The sequence below is a fragment of the Erwinia sp. 2186 genome (genome assembly GCF_057812255.1).
The window spans coordinates 278,071-295,279 of the sequence record NZ_CM173824.1 but is presented as its reverse complement, the minus strand read 5'-3'; the positions used below and the strand labels follow the sequence as shown (position 1 = coordinate 295,279).

General features: G+C 56.0%; 15 protein-coding genes. 8 read left to right on the top strand and 7 right to left on the bottom strand.

What is annotated here, in order from left to right; all coding sequences use genetic code 11:
• Positions 1–7 precede the first annotated feature (7 nt).
• Both ACXKZG_RS01325 and ygbI read right to left on the bottom strand, forming a co-directional pair.
• Positions 8–2,131 carry a TonB-dependent siderophore receptor gene (locus ACXKZG_RS01325; RefSeq protein WP_209215483.1) on the bottom strand — a complete coding sequence of 708 codons (2,124 nt, stop codon included), beginning with the start codon at positions 2,129–2,131 and terminating at the stop codon, positions 8–10.
• A 141-nt stretch (positions 2,132–2,272) separates the two neighbouring features.
• A complete protein-coding gene (gene ygbI / locus ACXKZG_RS01320) occupies positions 2,273–3,034 on the bottom strand; it encodes a DNA-binding transcriptional repressor YgbI (RefSeq protein ID WP_105760395.1) in 762 nt (253 codons plus the stop codon).
• A 312-nt stretch (positions 3,035–3,346) separates the two neighbouring features.
• On the opposite strand from ygbI, the gene ltnD reads away from it, so the two are divergent.
• The 6 genes from ltnD (at position 3,347) to ACXKZG_RS01290 (ending at position 10,087) form a co-directional block, all read left to right on the top strand.
• Positions 3,347–4,261 (top strand): L-threonate dehydrogenase, encoded by a 915-nt coding sequence (gene ltnD, locus ACXKZG_RS01315; RefSeq protein WP_346568129.1) that lies wholly within the window; start codon positions 3,347–3,349, stop codon positions 4,259–4,261.
• Positions 4,261–5,523 carry a 3-oxo-tetronate kinase gene (gene otnK, locus ACXKZG_RS01310; RefSeq protein WP_471720865.1) on the top strand — a complete coding sequence of 421 codons (1,263 nt, stop codon included), beginning with the start codon at positions 4,261–4,263 and terminating at the stop codon, positions 5,521–5,523. The genes ltnD and otnK overlap by 1 nt, the downstream gene beginning before the upstream one ends.
• Positions 5,520–6,143, top strand: coding sequence for a 3-oxo-tetronate 4-phosphate decarboxylase (otnC, locus tag ACXKZG_RS01305; protein WP_013204298.1), 624 nt, complete (start codon positions 5,520–5,522; stop codon positions 6,141–6,143). The genes otnK and otnC overlap by 4 nt, the downstream gene beginning before the upstream one ends.
• A 2-nt stretch (positions 6,144–6,145) precedes the next feature.
• Entirely contained in the window at positions 6,146–6,922 is a 777-nt protein-coding gene (locus ACXKZG_RS01300; protein ID WP_134822955.1) for an HPr family phosphocarrier protein, read from the top strand.
• A 143-nt stretch (positions 6,923–7,065) separates the two neighbouring features.
• Positions 7,066–8,421, top strand: a complete 1,356-nt coding sequence (locus tag ACXKZG_RS01295) for a GntP family transporter (protein ID WP_013204300.1) — start codon at positions 7,066–7,068, stop codon at positions 8,419–8,421.
• A 169-nt stretch (positions 8,422–8,590) separates the two neighbouring features.
• A complete protein-coding gene (locus tag ACXKZG_RS01290) occupies positions 8,591–10,087 on the top strand; it encodes a glucosyltransferase domain-containing protein (RefSeq protein WP_488875592.1) in 1,497 nt (498 codons plus the stop codon).
• 204 nt (positions 10,088–10,291) lie between these two features.
• Here the strand turns inward: ACXKZG_RS01290 and cspE are convergent, their stop codons facing one another.
• The 4 genes from cspE to ACXKZG_RS01270 form a co-directional block, all read right to left on the bottom strand.
• On the bottom strand, positions 10,292–10,504 hold the full coding sequence (gene cspE, locus ACXKZG_RS01285; RefSeq protein WP_013204302.1) for a transcription antiterminator/RNA stability regulator CspE: 213 nt from the start codon (positions 10,502–10,504) through the stop codon (positions 10,292–10,294).
• Positions 10,505–10,844: 340 nt separating this feature from the next.
• Positions 10,845–12,218, bottom strand: a complete 1,374-nt coding sequence (ulaA, locus tag ACXKZG_RS01280; RefSeq protein ID WP_013204303.1) for a PTS ascorbate transporter subunit IIC — start codon at positions 12,216–12,218, stop codon at positions 10,845–10,847.
• Between the two features lie 42 nt (positions 12,219–12,260).
• Positions 12,261–12,530: a PTS sugar transporter subunit IIB gene (locus tag ACXKZG_RS01275; RefSeq protein ID WP_013204304.1), complete on the bottom strand. Its 270-nt coding sequence runs from the start codon at positions 12,528–12,530 to the stop codon at positions 12,261–12,263.
• 36 nt (positions 12,531–12,566) lie between these two features.
• Positions 12,567–13,028: a PTS sugar transporter subunit IIA gene (locus tag ACXKZG_RS01270; RefSeq protein WP_488875591.1), complete on the bottom strand. Its 462-nt coding sequence runs from the start codon at positions 13,026–13,028 to the stop codon at positions 12,567–12,569.
• A 457-nt stretch (positions 13,029–13,485) separates the two neighbouring features.
• Here ACXKZG_RS01270 and ACXKZG_RS01265 point away from each other — a divergent pair, with 457 nt between their 5' ends.
• Positions 13,486–14,220 carry a GntR family transcriptional regulator gene (locus ACXKZG_RS01265; RefSeq protein ID WP_013204307.1) on the top strand — a complete coding sequence of 245 codons (735 nt, stop codon included), beginning with the start codon at positions 13,486–13,488 and terminating at the stop codon, positions 14,218–14,220.
• A gap of 54 nt (positions 14,221–14,274) precedes the next feature.
• Here ACXKZG_RS01265 and ACXKZG_RS01260 read toward each other — a convergent pair whose 3' ends face one another.
• The gene (locus ACXKZG_RS01260) at positions 14,275–15,456 is read right to left on the bottom strand and encodes a BaiN/RdsA family NAD(P)/FAD-dependent oxidoreductase (protein ID WP_013204308.1); all 1,182 of its coding nucleotides are present in this window, start codon (positions 15,454–15,456) and stop codon (positions 14,275–14,277) included.
• A gap of 241 nt (positions 15,457–15,697) precedes the next feature.
• On the opposite strand from ACXKZG_RS01260, the gene pitA reads away from it, so the two are divergent.
• Positions 15,698–17,200, top strand: coding sequence for an inorganic phosphate transporter PitA (gene pitA, locus ACXKZG_RS01255; protein ID WP_488875590.1), 1,503 nt, complete (start codon positions 15,698–15,700; stop codon positions 17,198–17,200).
• Positions 17,201–17,209: the final 9 nt, after the last annotated feature.

Sequence of the window (17,209 nt, the reverse complement as noted above, 5' to 3'; positions counted from 1 at the left end):
TTGGCTATCAGAAATCGACAGACGCTTGCAGATACATTACGCGCGGCTCGCCTTCACTCACCCGCAGATTACCGCCACTGGACTGGTAATATTCCTTATCAAACAGGTTGTTCATATTCAGCTTCAGCTGCGTATGTTTCCCCACCAGCTGGCTGTCCCAGGCGATAAAGGCATCCGCCACGGTGTAGTCCGGCATGGTGAAGCTGTTTTCAGGATCGCCGGCACGGCTGCCGACGTAGCGTCCGCCGCCGCCAATACGCAGTTCGCCCGGCAGCCAGGAGAAGCGCAGGGTGTGGCTCAGATACAGGCTGCCCATATTGGTTGGCGCGTTGACCAGGCGGTTGCCGACGTTATCCGGGTTGAGGTTGTCCTCAACGATCTCGGTTTTGTCATAGCTGTAGGTCGCCGTCAGGTTCCAGTCTTTCGCCACTTCGCCGTTGATTTCAACTTCAGCCCCGGTTGAACGGGCTTTCGGAATGTTACGGGTCACGCCGTTGATAAATACCGACATGTCTTTTTCATCAATGCGGTACAGCGCCAGCGTGGCAGAAACCGCCGGCACCACCTGCCATTTGGCACCGACTTCATAGGTAGTGCCTTTTTCGGTCGAGGCGACGTTGCCGTCGTCATCGGTTTGCGTCGATGGGGTAAATGACTGGCTGTAGCTGCCGTAAAGCGACAGATCCGGCAGGATTTTATACACCAGCCCCGCCTGTGGCAGGAAGCTGTCACCCCGATCGTTCAGCGTGGTAGCGGGATTGGTCCAGCCGCTGCTGGCGGTCTGGGTGTAACGCTGGAAACGGCCGCCCAGCACCGCAATCCACTTGTCGGTCAGGTGAATGCTGTCTTTGGCAAACACCGACCGGCTGTAGAGGTTGGTTCGCAGGTTGCTGATTGTGTCGCTGACGGTGCTGCTGCTGACCACCGGCTCTTCACCATATACCGGGTCGTACATATTGAAGGTTTTAGAAACTTTGCCGCGATAGGAATACGCCTTATAGGTTTCGTCCTGCTCGTAGTCCACACCCAGCATCAGATCGTGCTGCATCCCCCAGATCTCCGGGCTGCCGCCGATATCCCATGACAGATAGGTGGTCTGATGGTTAAAGCCCCGGTTGGCGTCCGCCCGGCGCGAGACAATCCCGGTGGTGGTGTCGATAGCGGTGGCCCTGACTTCGTTGCTGTCATAGCGGCGCTGCATCCAGCCATAGTTAACGTGGGTCGCCCAGGTGTCATCCAGGTTATAGCCGTAAGTGACGTTCAGCCGCTTGTTTTTGCCGTAAGCATGGTTGGCGCTGTCGTCCAGCCGTTCATTATAGGGAATATCGACCGGTTTTTTGTTGATAAAGGCGGTGCCACGGTCATACGGGATATCGTATTTATTTTCCATGTAGCTGATATTGAACGAGGCTTTCTCGCCAAACCAGCTCAGGGAAGGTGCAATCAGCGTATGCTGATTCACGCCGAAGTTGCGCCAGTAATCTTCGCGCTGGCGTTCGGCAATCAACCGGAAGGCAAAACCATTGCCGAGCGGACCGGTGATATCCACCGTACCGGCACCGCCGCCGAAGCTGCTGGATTCGCCACTGATATGGGTATTCCACTCATACTGCGGCTTTTTGCTGACCAGATTGATCACGCCGCCAGGATTAAGGATGCCGTACATCAGGGAAGCCGAGCCTTTCAGCACTTCCACACGATCGATGGTCGAATCCATCGACAGGCCCTGATTGCTGCGGATGCCATCGAGGAAAATCGATCCGTCCGAGTTGGCGCCAAAGCCACGCTTAACGAAGCCATCTTCAATTCCCCCGAGCGTATTGCCCTGGGTGACGCCGCTGACAAACTTCATCGCGTCATTAACGGTTTTGACCTGGTAATCTTTGATCACCTGCGACGTCACCACGCTGACCGACTGCGGGGTTTCGTTACGCGGTGTGGCGGTTGTGCCGCCAATGGTCGCGGTATCCTGGCTGTAGCTGCCCACCGCTGTCGCCGGATCGGCATTGACGGTCAGGGTGCTCTCTGCCGCCAGCGCGGAGCCGCTGCCCAGCAGGCTGACAAACAGAACGAAATGCGGTTTTCCATGGAGGCGCGTAAAGGTGGAAACGGAGAAACGTGGCGTTTTCATAAAGTGATTGCGATGTTGTTAGTGTTTTTGTGCGCGAATGATAATAACTTTCATTGTCATTATCAATCTCACTGATAGCCTGCGCCTTTTAGTAAATAAAAAAAGGGCCCGAAGGTCCTTTCTACGTCGTGCGACACGCCGTTAGCTGGCCAGCGTGATCTCGATTTCCAGCGCCGCCATTTCCTGGCGGGCGGAGTCCGGCAGATAGGGATCGGTAATAATCGCGTCAAAGCGGGCCAGCGGCAGCGCGAGGAAGGTGGCGATCTTGTTGTATTTTGAGCTGTCAGCCAGCAGCACCCGTTTGCGGCTCACTTCACTTACCGCCCGCTTTACGGTGATCTTCTCCGCATCGGGGGTGAAGATCCCACGCATTCCCCAGCAGGACGCGGAGATAAAGGCGATATCAATCGACAGTCCCTGCAACGCCAGCGCCGCCGCATCGCCGACGCAGGAACGGTTATCGCGACAGAGCGTGCCGCCGGTGTGGATCATCCGGCACTGGCTGTTGTCGATAAAGAAGTTGGCAATCACAAAGTCATTGGTGACGATGGTTAAATCGTCCCGCATACCCAGCTCGCGGGCCAGCGCCAGCGTGGTGGTGCCGGCGTCCAGGTAGATGCAGCTGTTGCGGGGAATATGCCGGGCCGCCGCTTCGCCAATCGCCTGCTTCTCCTGGCTGAACATGCTGGTTTTATCCAGATGTGACGGCTCGCTGGCCAGTCGCTCGGTAGAGCGTACGCCGCCTGACACCAGCATGACCGCGCCCTGCTCTTCCAGCTTCTGCAGATCCCGCCGGATGGTCATATGTGACACCGCCAGCCGATCGGTCAGTTCAGCAATGCTCACCACGCCCTTTTCCTGCACCAGCGCTAAAATTTGTTGATGTCTTTCGACCGGGATCATGGTCTCTCCTTGTGAGCGGGTTATCTGCGGGACAAGTGTAATGGAGCAGAGGCGCGGTCTGCACCCCAATTTTTATCATTTTATCACGCATCAAGGGAACGGCTCAGGTTTTGATCGACCAGCGTAAAAGCACATAGCACTGATAATAAAGGGTTTAATGCTTTGTAGCGCGATTCACACGCATGTTAAACCTTGTGAAATGCAGGTTAATTACTGTTAATTAATGTGATGCGCATCACCAATTCTGGTGATAAAAGCGCCTATACTTCACACAACAAAACAAATTATCACCTAAATTAACACGGAGAGCGTATGCCTAACGCATCATCAATGTCGGTCTGTGTCGTTGGCCTCGGGTCTATGGGCATGGGTGCGGCGCAATCCTGTATCAAAGCCGGCCTGAACACCTACGGTGTTGACCTGAATCCTGCCGCGCTGCACACGCTACTGAGCAGCGGAGCCAAAGCGGCCGAAACCCGTGCGGATGGCTTTGCCGAACAGTTAGATGCGGTGCTGTTATTAGTGGTCAACGCGCAGCAGGTGAACCAGATCCTGTTTGGTGACAACGGCCTGGCGGCCCATCTGAAGCCCGGTACCGCGGTGATGGTGTCCTCCACCATCTCTTCTCAGGATGCGCTGCTGATTGAACAGCGTCTGGCGGAGCATCAGCTGATCATGCTGGATGCGCCGGTCTCTGGCGGTGCGGCGAAAGCGGCGCTGGGCGAGATGACGGTGATGGCCTCCGGCAGCGACAAGGCCTTTGCGCTGCTGCAACCGGTGCTGGATGCCGTGGCAGGCAAGGTCTACCGCATTGGTAGCGAAATCGGTCTCGGCTCGACGGTGAAAATCATCCACCAACTGCTGGCAGGCGTACATATTGCGGCCGGTGCCGAAGCGATGGCGCTGGCGGCGCGCGCCGGTATTCCGCTGGATACCATGTATGACGTGGTCACCAACGCGGCGGGTAACTCGTGGATGTTTGAGAACCGTATGCGTCACGTGGTGGACGGTGATTACTCGCCAAAATCGGCGGTGGATATCTTCGTCAAAGATTTGGGTCTGGTGGCCGACACCGCCAAAGCGCTGCACTTCCCGCTGCCGCTGGCCTCCACCGCCTTTAATATGTTCACCTCCGCCAGCAACGCCGGCTATGGCCGTGAAGACGACAGCGCGGTGATCAAAATCTTCAGTGGCATTACCCTGCCAGCGAAAAAGGAGCCGCAATAATGCGCCTGGGCGTGATAGCAGATGACTTCACCGGTGCCACCGATATCGCCAGCTTCCTGGTGCAGAACGGTATGGCGACGGTACAGGTAAATGGCGTGCCGGCCGAGCCGCTGGCATTGGAGGCTGAGGCGATTGTTGTCAGCCTGAAATCCCGCTCCTGCGCTCCTGAGAAGGCGGTTGCCGACTCGTTGCAGGCGCTGGCATGGCTACAGCAACAGGGCTGCGAGCGCTTCTACTTTAAATACTGCTCGACCTTCGACAGCACCGCCAAAGGCAACATCGGTCCGGTTACCGACGCGCTGCTGGCCGCGCTGGGCGAAACCCAGACCATCATCTCCCCGTCACTGCCGGTCAATGGCCGCACGGTGTATCAGGGACATCTGTTTGTGATGGATCAGCTGCTGTCCGATTCCGGTATGCGCCACCATCCGGTGACGCCGATGACCGACAGCAACCTGCTGCGTCTGATGGAAGCCCAGAGTGAAGGCAAAGCCGGACTGATTAACAGCCAGACGCTGGATCGGGGTGCCGACGCCGTGCGTCATGCGCTGGCTGAACTGAAACAACAGGGCGTGCGTTATGTGGTGCTGGATGCGCTGAACGAACAGCATCTGCTGACCCAGGGCGAAGCGCTGCGGGAAATGACGCTGGTGACCGGCGGCTCCGGCCTGGCGATCGGCCTGGCCCGTCAGTGGGCAAGCAGCGCCCATAACAGCGCGCAGGCGCAGGCCGCCGGCACGCCGCAGGGCGAACGCGCGGTGGTGCTCTCCGGATCCTGTTCAACCATGACCAATCGTCAGGTGGCGCGTTACCGCGATCAGGCGGCGTCTCTGGCGGTTGACGTTGAACGGGCGCTGGCACAGCGTGACGCCTATGCGATCGAACTCTGTGACTGGGTCGCTGAGCACAGCGGCGAAAGCCTGGCACCGCTGCTGTTCGCCACCTCTGAACCGGACACCCTGAAGCGTATTCAGCAACAGTATGGTGCCGAGAAAAGCAGTGAAGCGGTCGAGCAGCTGTTTGCCGCAGTGGTGCGTGAACTGCAACAGCGTGGCTGGCAGCGCTTTATCGTCGCCGGCGGTGAAACCTCCGGCGTGGTCGCGCAGACGCTGAATATCGATGCGTTCCATATCGGCCCGGTGATCTCGCCCGGCGTGCCGTGGGTCAAAGCCGTTTCCCAGCCGATCTCGCTGGCATTGAAATCCGGCAACTTTGGCGATGAAAACTTCTTCGCACGCGCTCAACAGGAGTTCTCGCTATGACTGAACAACAAGCACGGGAAGAGATGGTCCGGCTGGGCGCGTCCTTCTTCCAGCGCGGTTATGCCACCGGTTCGGCGGGCAACCTCTCGATGCTGCTCGAAGACGGTACGCTGCTGGCCACACCCACCGGCTCCTGCCTCGGTGAGCTGGTCGCCGACCGGCTGTCGAAAGTGACGCTGGAAGGGGAATGGATTGGCGGGGATAAGCCCTCGAAAGAGGTCAGCTTCCACCGCGCCATCTATCTGAACAACCCGGCCTGCGGGGCAATCGTCCATCTGCACTGCCTGTATCTGACCGCCCTTTCCTGCCTGGAAGGCCTGGATCCGCAGAACTGCATCCGCCCGTTTACTCCGTATGTGGTGATGCGCGTCGGCGATGTGCCGGTAGTGCCCTATTACCGTCCGGGCGATGCGCGGCTGGGTGAAGACCTGGCGAAGCTGGCGCCGCATTACAAAGCCTTCCTGCTGGCCAATCATGGCCCGGTGGTGGTAGGCAAAACCCTGCGTGAAGCGGCGGACAACACCGAAGAGCTGGAAGAGACCGCCCGCCTGATCTTCACCCTGGGCGACCGCCCGATTCGTTATCTGAACGATGACGAAGTGGCTGAATTACGGAGCTAAACATGCCTAAGTTTGCTGCCAACCTCTCGACCATGTTTACCGAGCTGCCGTTTATGGCGCGCTTTGACGCGGCAGCGGCAGCGGGATTCCGTGGCGTGGAGTTTCTGTTCCCTTACGACTATGCCGCCAGCGAGTTAAAGCAGGCGTTGGAACGTAACGATCTGGCGCTGGTGTTGTTTAACACCGGGCCTGGCGATGTGGCCGCCGGCGAATGGGGCGTCTGTGCCATTCCCGGCCGTGAAGAAGCCGCCCGTCGCGATATCGATATGGCGCTGGAATACGCGCTGGCACTCGGTTGCCCGCAGGTGCATATCATGGCCTCCACCGTGCCGGAAGGCGCGGATCGTGACGCTTACTGCCAGACTTTTATCAGCAACCTGCGTTACGCCGCCGACCGTTTCGCGCCGCACGGCATCCGCATTTTGCTGGAAGCGTTAAACCCGAAAACCAAGCCGGGCTATCTCTATTCCAGCCAGTACCAGACGCTGGAGATGGTTAAACGCATTGATCGGCCGGGCGTGTTTACCCAGCTCGATCTGTTCCATGCCCAGCTGGTCGACGGCAACCTGAGCCATCTGATCACTGCCTTCAGCGGCCAGTATCAACATATCCAGATTGCTTCCGCACCGGATCGCCATGAACCGGACGCAGGCGAAATCAACTACCCGTGGATCTTCGATTTAATCGATCGCAGCGGCTATCAGGGCTGGATCGGTTGCGAGTACTTCCCGCGCGGCGTCACCACCGACGGGTTGGGCTGGTTCGACGCCTATAAATAGTTAACGACGTACCGAGTAAACGCTGCGCGCCCTTAGCGCAGCGTTGGCTTTCTGTTGCCTGAATCAGGCCAGAGCCAGGGATGACCTACCCATACCATGTTGAAAAACATGATAAAATTATAAAATCCTACGAGGCTGAAATCATGTCCACCGCCCTGTTATTGACTATCGCCGTCGCCAGCGTGCTGATTTTGCTGCTGATGGTGATCAAACTAAAAATCCATCCGTTCGTCGCCCTGTTAGTGGTCAGCCTGTTAGTGGCGATCGCCACCGGCATCCCGGCGGACAACATTATGAAGGTGATCGTTGCCGGGATGGGCGGCCTGCTGGGGTCGATTACCATCATCATCGTGCTGGGCGCGATGCTCGGGGCGATTATTGAATCCTCCGGCGGCGCGGAGTCGCTGGCGCAGCGCTTCACCCATGCGCTGGGCATTAAACGCACCGTCGCCGCGCTGACCATGGCCGCCTTTATTCTCGGCATCCCGGTGTTCTTTGAAGTCGGCTTTATTATTGTTATCCCGCTGATTTACGGCTTCACCAAGGTCGCGAAGGTCTCGCCAATCAAATATGGCCTGCCGATGGCGGGCGTGATGCTGACCGTACACGTGGCGTTACCGACGCACCCCGGTGCGGCAGCGGCGGCGGGCCTGTTGGGCACCGACGTGGGCTGGCTGATGCTGCTGGGCATCGCGGTGTCGATCCCGGTTGGCGTGGTGGGTTACTTTGTGGCGAAAGCGATGAACCGCCGTCAGTATCATCTGTCGCTGGCGGTGCTGGAGCAGCTGCAGCTGGCTAAACCTGAAAGCGCGCCGGGAAAAACCGGGACGCAACCACCGGGCGCAACGCTGATTGCTTCATTGATCGTGGTGCCTATCGTGCTGATTGTGGTGGGCACGCTGGCGCATACGGCGCTGCCAGAAGGCAACGTTATCCGCCAGCTGCTGACGTTAATCGGTACGCCGGCGATTGCGCTGCTGATTGCGCTGGCGCTGTCGGCCTGGCTGCTGGCGCTGCGTCGTGGCATCAGCAAAGAGAAGCTGGGTGAACTGCTGGATCGCGCTATCCCAAGCTCGGCGGGAGTGATCCTCGTCGCCGGTGCGGGCGGTGCTTTTGGTAAAGTGCTGGTCGAGTCCGGCGTGGGTAAAGCGCTGGCGCTGTCGCTGGAAACCATCCATCTGCCGCTGATCCCCGCCGCCTTTATTCTGTCGCTGGCGCTGCGGGCATCGCAGGGGTCGGCAACCGTGGCGATCCTCACCACCAGCGGACTGCTGACCCAGGCCGTCACCGGCCTGAGCGATATGCAGCTGGTGCTGGTTACGCTGTCAGCCTGCTTTGGCGGACTGGGCCTGTCCCACGTAAACGACGCCGGTTTCTGGGTGGTCACCCGTTACCTCGGCCTGTCAGTGGCGGACGGGTTGAAAACCTGGACCGTGCTGACCACCGCGATGGGCGTCACCGGCTTTGTGCTGGTCTGGCTGCTCTCTGCGGTGATTTAAAGGCTTTATGCGGCAGAGCCCGACTCTGCCGCACGCTGTTAATCAAAATTGCGAACGCCCTCTCATATCCCTCGTTAATACGGACTTCCGCCGCCGACATTCCCGGGTAAACTGAAGCACTCCACGGCTTTTTAGTGGCTCTTCAACGCACGCCTTCATCTGGAATAACATGCGCAATGGTGAGTCTGCCACCTCAGTCATCAGCCGTCACCGGCAGATCCTCTACACCTTCCTGACTGGCCTGCTGATGACGCTGCCGCTGTGGAGCGAAAAGGTTTATTACCGGGATGACTTCTTCCGCATTGTTAATGGCCAGGCCAATCTGTGGATCTCCAACGGCCGCCCGTTAACCTGGCTGATCAACGTTGCGCTGCGCTTTAATACCAGCGTCAACGATATCTCGCCGCTGCCGCTGCTGATGGGCCTGGCGATCCTCGCCGCCGCCAGCGTGATATACGCAGAAAAACTGGCGCTACCGCTGCGCGGTTACTGGCAGCTGTTGCCCGCCCAGTTTATGATCCTCAACCCTTTTCTCGCGCAGTCACTGCTCTATAGCTATGACTCGCTGACCATGATGCTGTCGCTGGCCATGGCGATGATAGCCAGTCTGCCGCTCAGATTCAGTCGCGCTATTCATATCCTGCTGACGGCGGGGCTGATGCTGTTGGTACTGACCACCTACCAGACCGGATTGAATGTCTATCTCGGCTGTTGCGCCATTATCACCTTCAGGCTGTGGGTTAACCGTGAGGCGATCTGGCCGTATATCGGCGAAAAAATGGCGGCCGGTCTGATCGCCGCCGTGCTGTATAAGGTGATTATCGTCGCCTGGCTGGTGACCGACCCTTACAGCCTGGCGCACAGCAAAATGATTCCGCCCGGACCCGCTGCCTTTGCCACCTTGTTGCAGAACGTCGACAGCTTCACCGCGATGGTGCTGAGCGCGTTTCCGGGGTATAAGGTGCTGCTGATTGCGATTCCGCTGCTGTTAGCCGCTTTGGGGTTGCTGATATTACTGGTCAGGACGGCAAGAGAGGCGGGCTCCGCCAGGCGGAAAATGTTCAACGGTCTGGCGATCGTTCTGATGCCGTTTCTGGCGATCGCCGCCATTCCGGGGCTTTCATTGCTGCTGAGCGATCCGGTAATCAGTCCTCGCGTGCTGATTGCCTGGAGTTGCTTCAGCCTGTTTTGCTTCTGCGTCAATATTCTGGCCTTTCCAGCGATACGACGCTGGGTACAGGCTTTAACGCTGCTGCCGCTGCTTTACTGCCTGGTGTTGATGGTCTCGGCCTTTAACACCGTCGCCAACGATCAGCGCTACACCGCAAATCTGCTGCAGCGAATGAAGATCGACCTGTCGCATATCCCACCCCAGGACGTGAAGAATATTGCGTTTATCGGCCGGCCGGCCGATTCACCCGATATCATCATCAGCCTGCGTAACTTTCCGCTGATCAAGGCTATTCGCCTGCCGATGCTGATGGAGTCAGCGCCCTGGGAATATCAGGTGCTGGCCCTGCGGGAAAATATCGCCCAGCGGATAACGCCAACCCTGCCGGAGATGAAAACCGCGACGCCCGCCTATCTGTCACAGGACTGCGTCTACAAGCTGTTCCTGTACCAGCAAATCGCGGTGTTTGATTTCAGGGCCGGGCCCTGCCGCTGAGCGCCTGACACCTAGACGACGGCCAACAAAAAAGCCACTCCGCCGGATAACCGCGCGCCTTGATGGCGGCCGTACACCGGGAGTGGCTTTTACTGAACGCTGAAAACAAAAAACCCGCACAAGGCGGGTTTTTTTATCGCTGGTACCTGGCTGCTCGGGCTAATGCCGTCATCGCTGTCGCAAGTGTTAGCGAAGTATCAGCAATTACAGAGCAACTACGTTGCCAGCTGATGGACCTTTAGCACCGTTCTCGATAGTGAACTCTACTTTCTGGCCTTCATCTAAAGTTTTGAAATCGTTGCTCTGGATTGCAGAGAAATGTACGAATACATCTTTGCTGCCGTCTTCTGGAGAAATGAAGCCGAAGCCTTTGTCAGAGTTGAACCATTTTACTAAACCAGTCATTTTGTTAGACATAGATATTTCCTTTAATTTTTTGAGCCACTCAACGCGGCGAACTTGGCCTGAGTTTCAGATAATTACTTATGGGCGCACTTAGGAGGAGGCTCATGAGGAAGGGTATCTAGGGATAACACTTAAACTGAGGACTGCTTTACTAAAACTGCTTACATAAGGTCTGTGTTCCAAACCGATGACGCATACTACGCGCAGCACGACGCATTAAGCAAGCGTTAATTTTTTTGATGACTTTTTAACAAGTTGAGATCGTCCCCTTCTGCCGTTCCCCAACCGCGATAAGGAGACAGCAACCGGAGGCACCTTCACCTGCCTGACCGGTTGCTGTGAGCCGCTGGGCTTAGCCTGCGTTCTCTTCCACCACGACTTTTTTCGGCGCGGCGAAGTTATAAATCACTAACAGTCCGAAAATGCCGGTGATGATCATGGTGATGGTCCCTTTATCCATAAAGTGAGCCATGTTGCCCAGCAGGATCCCCACCACGCCGAAATCGGTGTCCGAGAAGGTGGTGTTGGTCAGGCCAATCTGTCCCAGTACCGGCAGCAACGCCACGGGCAGGAAGGTGATCAATATGCCGTGTGCAAACGCACCGCAGATCGCCCCACGCTTGCCGCCGGTCGCATTACCGAACACGCCCGCCGTTGCGCCACAGAAGAAGTGAGGCACAACACCCGGCAGAATCAATACCCAGTGCAGCTGACCGAGGATAAACAACCCCACCAGGCCACCGATGAAGCTGGAAATAAAGCCGACCAGCACCGCGTTAGGCGCATACGGGAAGACAATCGGGCAATCCAGCGCAGGACGGGCATTCGGCACCAGCTTTTCGGAGAAACCGGTAAAGGCAGGAACGATTTCGGCCAGGATCAGGCGCACGCCCTGCAGGATGATGAAGACCCCGGCTGCAAAGGTAATCGCCTGAATAAAGGAGTAAACCAGGTAGTTCTGACCGTTACTGAAGTTCGTTTCCACATACGCTTTACCGGCGGAAACCGACAGGATTAAGTAAATGATCATCATCGTCAGCGAGATAGAAATGGTGCTGTCACGCAAAAAACTGAGGTTTTTTGGCATGTTCATTTCTTCGGTAGATTTGGAACCTTTACCGACCAGCGAGCCAATCCAACCCGATAACACGTAGCCAATGGTGCCGGTATGCGCCAGCGCGACGTGGTCACCGCCGATGATCTTACGCATATAAGGCTGAGCAATGGCCGGGAAGGTCGCCATCAGAATACCCAACGCCAGCGAACCGGTATAAATAAGCTGGATGCCTTCAAAACCCGCCACCGATAAAATAATCGCGATCATACAGGCCATATAGAAGGTGACATGGCCGGACAGATAGATGTATTTCAGACGGGTGAACCGGGCGACCACGATATTCGCCACCATGCCGAAGGCCATAATCATGGTGGTAGGGGCACCATATTTCGCCAGCGCAATGGAGACCATCGCTTCGTTATTGGGAATGATGCCCTGTACATCAAACGCCTGTTTGAAAATGTCGCCCAGTGGCGTCAGCGAGCCGACCAATACCGTCGCCCCGCCCGCCAGCACCAGGAAGCCCAGAATGGTTTTTACCGTGCCCTTAATCACATCAGGCAGCGGCTTCTTCTGCGCAACAAGGCCGAATAATGCCACCAGTCCAACCAGGATGGAGGGCACTTTCAGCACGTCGACGACGAACTGCAAAAGGTTTTGAGTAAACATTTTAACCTCGAGGGTAAGGTGTTTATCTGGTTATGAGCGTTATTATTTGCCGAAATACTCGCGTACTTTTTGCTCAATTTCCTTCAGGTCAATAATGTTATTAATGATAATGACCTTTTGTTCCGGAAGATTGGCGCTGTAGGCAATGTCTTTTGCCATAACAAACACATCCGCCACATCAGGTGTCACCGAGCCGAGATCGGAGTGTTCCACTTCCGCTTCAATTCCGAGGGTTTTAAGCACTTTCTTGATGTTCATTTCCATCATGAAGCTACTGCCCAAACCTGAACCACACACCGCCATAATTTTCATATCAAACCTCAATATCTGTTGGTCAAAAGGAGAGTGTTAACGGGCAGATGCATCGCCCAGTAAAATCGTCATCATCTGTTCCTGGCTTGAGGCAGCAAACAGCCGATCCATAATCTCTTCATCGGACAGGACTTCCGCCAGCTGGGAAATCATCTCGATATGGCTGTTGCTGTCCGGCGCGGCAAACATGAAAAGCGCGCTGACCGGATCGTTCTCTTCAGAATCAAAGTTCACCGCATTGCCCAGCAGTACAATCGACAACCCCAGTTTTAAGGCGCCCTGCTCAGGACGCGCATGGGGCATGGCAATCCGCGGCGCGATAACGAAATACGGGCCGATCTGCTCTTTTTGTTGAATGATGGCATCAATGTAGTCTTGCGAAATGCTCCCTTCACTGAGCAGCGGACGTCCGGCGATCAGCAGCGCGTCCTTCCAGTCAGCAACGCTTTCAACGTATTGAATTTTATTATTATCTAACCAATTTCCCAGGTGTGGCATAGTCTTCATCCTGCTGTTTACATGAGCGATCTGATTGACGTGTACAGTCAGATAATGTTTAGCCTCATTTTCCCTGCCCGTTTCCCACCCACAAATCTCACTTAAAAACGGGAAAACCAGCGGGAAAAATGATTTCAAAATAAATCAATAAAATTGATTTATTACAGACAGTTAAAATCATGAGCACGGCAGATAGTGCATTAACCCAAAAGCCATGACCTCTGTAAGGCGATCCCGTCTAGACATGTTTCAGGTGTCTAGTCATCTCAATAATGTACGTGGACGTGTACAGATACAACATGTAAAGTTTAAAACCAGCTGGACAGGCTGACCCTCAGTGTAAATTCGTTAAGTTGATCACATATCCATGTAACCAAAGTGATATTCAGCACGGAAAGTCAGGCAAATCGCGGCCGGACTGGGGAAATCTGTCTTTCACTCTCACGGGAAAAAATCGATGGTTGATGGCATTACAGAAAAACAGCGAGAGGTTGTTGATTACATCCTCAAAAAAATTAAGGACGATGGCCTTCTACCCGGAGAGAAGCTGGATACCGAAATTTCCATTGCCAAAAACATTGGCATTACCCGCGCGACGGTGCGCGAAGCAACGCGCATTCTGATTGAGCAACAGCGGATTTACCGGGTGAAAGGATCCGGGCTTTTTGTTGGATCTATCGGGATAAGTAACCAGTCGGGGCGATTTCACGCGCTGTCGCCGTTTGATTATCAGGCGCAAAAGCATGGTCACAAAGGCGTCAGAAAAATCATTTCGGTCAGCATCATGAAGGTGCCGTCGGCGGATATGGCGCAGGCGCTGCGCATCAAGAACAGCGATCAGGTGTATAAGATTTTACGTTTGATGTGCTTCGATGATATTCCGGTGGCGCTGGAACATATTCACCTGCCGGTGAACCTGTTTAGCAGCATGGAATTTAGCAAGCTGGAAATCTCGAAATATTCGTATATCGAGGAGCTTACCGGGAAGAAAGTCCAGCTCAGGGATCAAAACCTGACGGCGTTAAATTTAACCGATCCGGACATCATCGCGTTATTAAAGCTGACGGAAAACGATGCGGTTATTCAGATCAATGAAACCGTGTTTCTCGACGACGGCGTGCCCTGTGAAGTGAACATTGCCATCATCAACACCCGACTGTTCCCGCTGAAGCAGAATTCCCAACGGCCTTAACGGCCGTTATCGTCGCCTTGTTGCCAGCGCTTTCAAAGCGCGGCTGAGTGACGATCACAGCGCCTGCGCACACGCCCAGGCCGATGCCCACGCCCACTGGAAGTTATAGCCGCCCAGCCAGCCCGACACATCCACCACCTCACCGATAAAGTACAGGCCAGGCACATCCCGCGCTTCCATGGTTTTCGACGACAGCACGCTGGTATCGACGCCGCCAAGGGTCACTTCGGCGGTGCGGTAACCTTCAGTGCCGTTAGGCTGAATGCGCCAGTTGTGCAGCAGCGCGACCAGCTCAGCCTGCTGGCGGCTGTTAAGCTGCTTTAAGGTGCATTCCGGCACGTGGCCGAGCAGCTGCAGGCTGTCGACCAGCCGGCGCGGCAGTACTTTTGCCAGGGTGTTTTTCAGGCTTTGATTCGCATGGCCCTCGCGCTCTTCATTAATAAAGGTGCCGAGCTCGCGTTCCGGTGACAGGTTGATGGTGACAAACTCACCCGGCAACCAGTAGCTGGAGAGCTGTAACACTGCCGGTCCTGATAATCCCCGGTGGGTAAACAGCAACGCCTCTTTAAACACCGTGCCGTCTTCGGCAGTGACGGTCGCAGGAACCGCCACGCCGGACAGCGTCTGCAGCTGTTCCAGCAGCGGCTTATGCAAGGTGAACGGCACCAGCCCGGCGCGGGTCGGAAACACTTTCAGGCCGAACTGCTCGGCAATCTTGTAGCCAAACGGCGACGCACCCAATCCCGGCATCGACAGCCCGCCGGTGGCGATCACCAGCTTATCTGCCTGCACCGTATCGCCATTCAGCTCCAACGTGTACGTCTCGTCGCGGGAAACGCTCAACACTTCGCTTCTTAGCCGCACCGTGACCTTCCCCGCTTCGCACTCTTTCAGCAGCAGGTCGACAACCTGTTGCGCTGACTCATCACAAAACAGCTGACCCAGCGTCTTCTCATGCCAGGCAATGCCGTGGCGGTTGATCAGATCGATAAAATCCCACTGGGTATACCGCGCCAGCGCCGATTTGCAGAAATGGGGGTTTTGCGACAGGTAGGCCGCCGGTTCGATAAACAGGTTGGTGAAGTTGCAGCGACCGCCGCCGGACATCAGGATCTTACGGCCGGCCTTTTTGCCGTTATCCAGCAGCAGCACCCGCTTGCCGCGTTGTCCCGCCTGTGCGGCACAAAACAAGCCAGCCGCACCGGCGCCAATAATGATAACGTCAAACTTTTCCACGACTCGCTCCGGGGCTGCTGAAAAAACGCTGATTGTAGTGATAAGGGGCCGCTGATACCAGAGTCACAAAACGCGCGTCCGGCAAAGATCGCAAAACAGGTTATTTTTTGCGCAGAGCAATGTTCTGAATTCATCTAATCGCCACATTAATGTCAAAAAAAGTCTATATTTCGCTTTCCCCGGCCGCGCTTTCTCGCTGATAATGCGCCGCGTTCATGTCCTCCAAAATGGCTTAACGCTTATGTTACATCTGTTTGCTGGTCTCGATTATCACACCGGTATCTTACTGGTGCTTGCGCTGCTTTTTGTGTTGTTCTACGAAGCGATCAATGGCTTCCACGATACGGCCAATGCAGTGGCTACCGTTATTTATACCCGCGCAATGCGATCGCAACTTGCGGTGGTGATGGCCGGGGTATTCAACTTCTTTGGCGTCATGCTGGGCGGACTGAGTGTGGCTTACGCCATCGTTCATTTGCTTCCCACTGACCTGTTGCTTAACGTTGGATCGGCGCATGGCCTTGCCATGGTCTTCTCCATGTTGCTGGCGGCAATTATCTGGAACCTCGGCACCTGGTACTTTGGTCTGCCGGCCTCCAGCTCCCATACCCTCATCGGGGCCATTATCGGCATTGGCCTGACCAACGCTCTGATTACCGGCACCTCAGTAGTGGACGCGCTGAACATCCCGAAAATGATCGGCATTTTTGCCTCACTGGTGATCTCACCGATTGTCGGCCTGGTGCTGGCCGGCGGCCTGGTTTTCCTGCTGCGTCGTTACTGGAGCGGGAACAAAAAACGTCTGCGCATTCATATGACCCCAGCCGATCGTGAAAAGATTGACGGTAAAAAGAAACCGCCATTCTGGACCCGGATTGCCCTGATTGTTTCCGCTATCGGCGTGAGCTACTCACACGGTGCGAACGATGGTCAGAAAGGCATTGGTCTGATTATGCTGGTGTTGATTGGCGTCGCCCCGGCCGGGTTCGTGGTCAATATGAACTCCTCTGGCTATGACATCACCCGTACCCGCGATGCGGTGAACCATCTGGAGCAGTACTATCAGCAGCATGCTGATTCGCTGACCCATATTATTCAGATGGCGCCACCGGCCGTTCCTACGCCGGAAGAAGTGCCAAGCGGCCCGCATGAGTTCCACTGTGATGCGGCCCGTGCGCTGCCGGCTATTGACCATGCCCAGAGCCTGTTGAATAACCTGCAGAGCTACGACAACCTCACCGTCGACCAGCGCGCGCAGCTTCGCCGTCTGCTGATGTGTATCTCCGATACCGCAGAGAAAGCCGCCAAGCTGCCTGGCGTCAGCAATGACGATCAGCGCTTCCTCGGCAAGCTGAAAAGCGACCTGTTGAGCACCGTTGAGTACGCACCGATCTGGATTATCGTGGCGGTCGCGCTGGCGCTGTCGCTGGGTACCATGGTTGGCTGGCGCCGTGTGGCGACCACTATCGGTGAGAAGATCGGTAAAAAAGGCATGACCTATGCGCAGGGTATGTCCGCGCAGATGACTGCCGCGGTCTCCATCGGCGTGGCGAGCTACACCGGGATGCCGGTGTCGACCACCCATGTGCTCTCTTCTTCCGTCGCCGGCACCATGCTGGTTGATGGCGGAGGCGTACAGAGCCGCACCATCAAAAATATCCTGTTGGCATGGGTGTTGACCCTGCCAGTGTCGATAGTGTTGTCCGGTGGACTGTACTGGATTGCGTTGAGGTTCGTGGCGTAATCAGCAGCA

Bases quoted from the DNA above. Each gene is read 5' to 3' on its own strand.
- ACXKZG_RS01275 (WP_013204304.1), bottom strand. From the start codon at position 12,530: ATGAAAATTATGGCGGTGTGTGGTTCAGGTTTGGGCAGTAGCTTCATG.
- ACXKZG_RS01295 (WP_013204300.1), top strand. From the start codon at position 7,066: ATGTCCACCGCCCTGTTATTGACTATCGCCGTCGCCAGCGTGCTGATT.
- ACXKZG_RS01265 (WP_013204307.1), top strand. From the start codon at position 13,486: ATGGTTGATGGCATTACAGAAAAACAGCGAGAGGTTGTTGATTACATC.
- otnC (WP_013204298.1), top strand. From the start codon at position 5,520: ATGACTGAACAACAAGCACGGGAAGAGATGGTCCGGCTGGGCGCGTCC.
- ACXKZG_RS01300 (WP_134822955.1), top strand. From the start codon at position 6,146: ATGCCTAAGTTTGCTGCCAACCTCTCGACCATGTTTACCGAGCTGCCG.
- otnK (WP_471720865.1), top strand. From the start codon at position 4,261: ATGCGCCTGGGCGTGATAGCAGATGACTTCACCGGTGCCACCGATATC.
- ACXKZG_RS01270 (WP_488875591.1), bottom strand. From the start codon at position 13,028: ATGCCACACCTGGGAAATTGGTTAGATAATAATAAAATTCAATACGTT.
- pitA (WP_488875590.1), top strand. From the start codon at position 15,698: ATGTTACATCTGTTTGCTGGTCTCGATTATCACACCGGTATCTTACTG.
- ACXKZG_RS01325 (WP_209215483.1), bottom strand. From the start codon at position 2,131: ATGAAAACGCCACGTTTCTCCGTTTCCACCTTTACGCGCCTCCATGGA.
- ACXKZG_RS01290 (WP_488875592.1), top strand. From the start codon at position 8,591: ATGCGCAATGGTGAGTCTGCCACCTCAGTCATCAGCCGTCACCGGCAG.
- ltnD (WP_346568129.1), top strand. From the start codon at position 3,347: ATGCCTAACGCATCATCAATGTCGGTCTGTGTCGTTGGCCTCGGGTCT.
- cspE (WP_013204302.1), bottom strand. From the start codon at position 10,504: ATGTCTAACAAAATGACTGGTTTAGTAAAATGGTTCAACTCTGACAAA.
- ygbI (WP_105760395.1), bottom strand. From the start codon at position 3,034: ATGATCCCGGTCGAAAGACATCAACAAATTTTAGCGCTGGTGCAGGAA.
- ulaA (WP_013204303.1), bottom strand. From the start codon at position 12,218: ATGTTTACTCAAAACCTTTTGCAGTTCGTCGTCGACGTGCTGAAAGTG.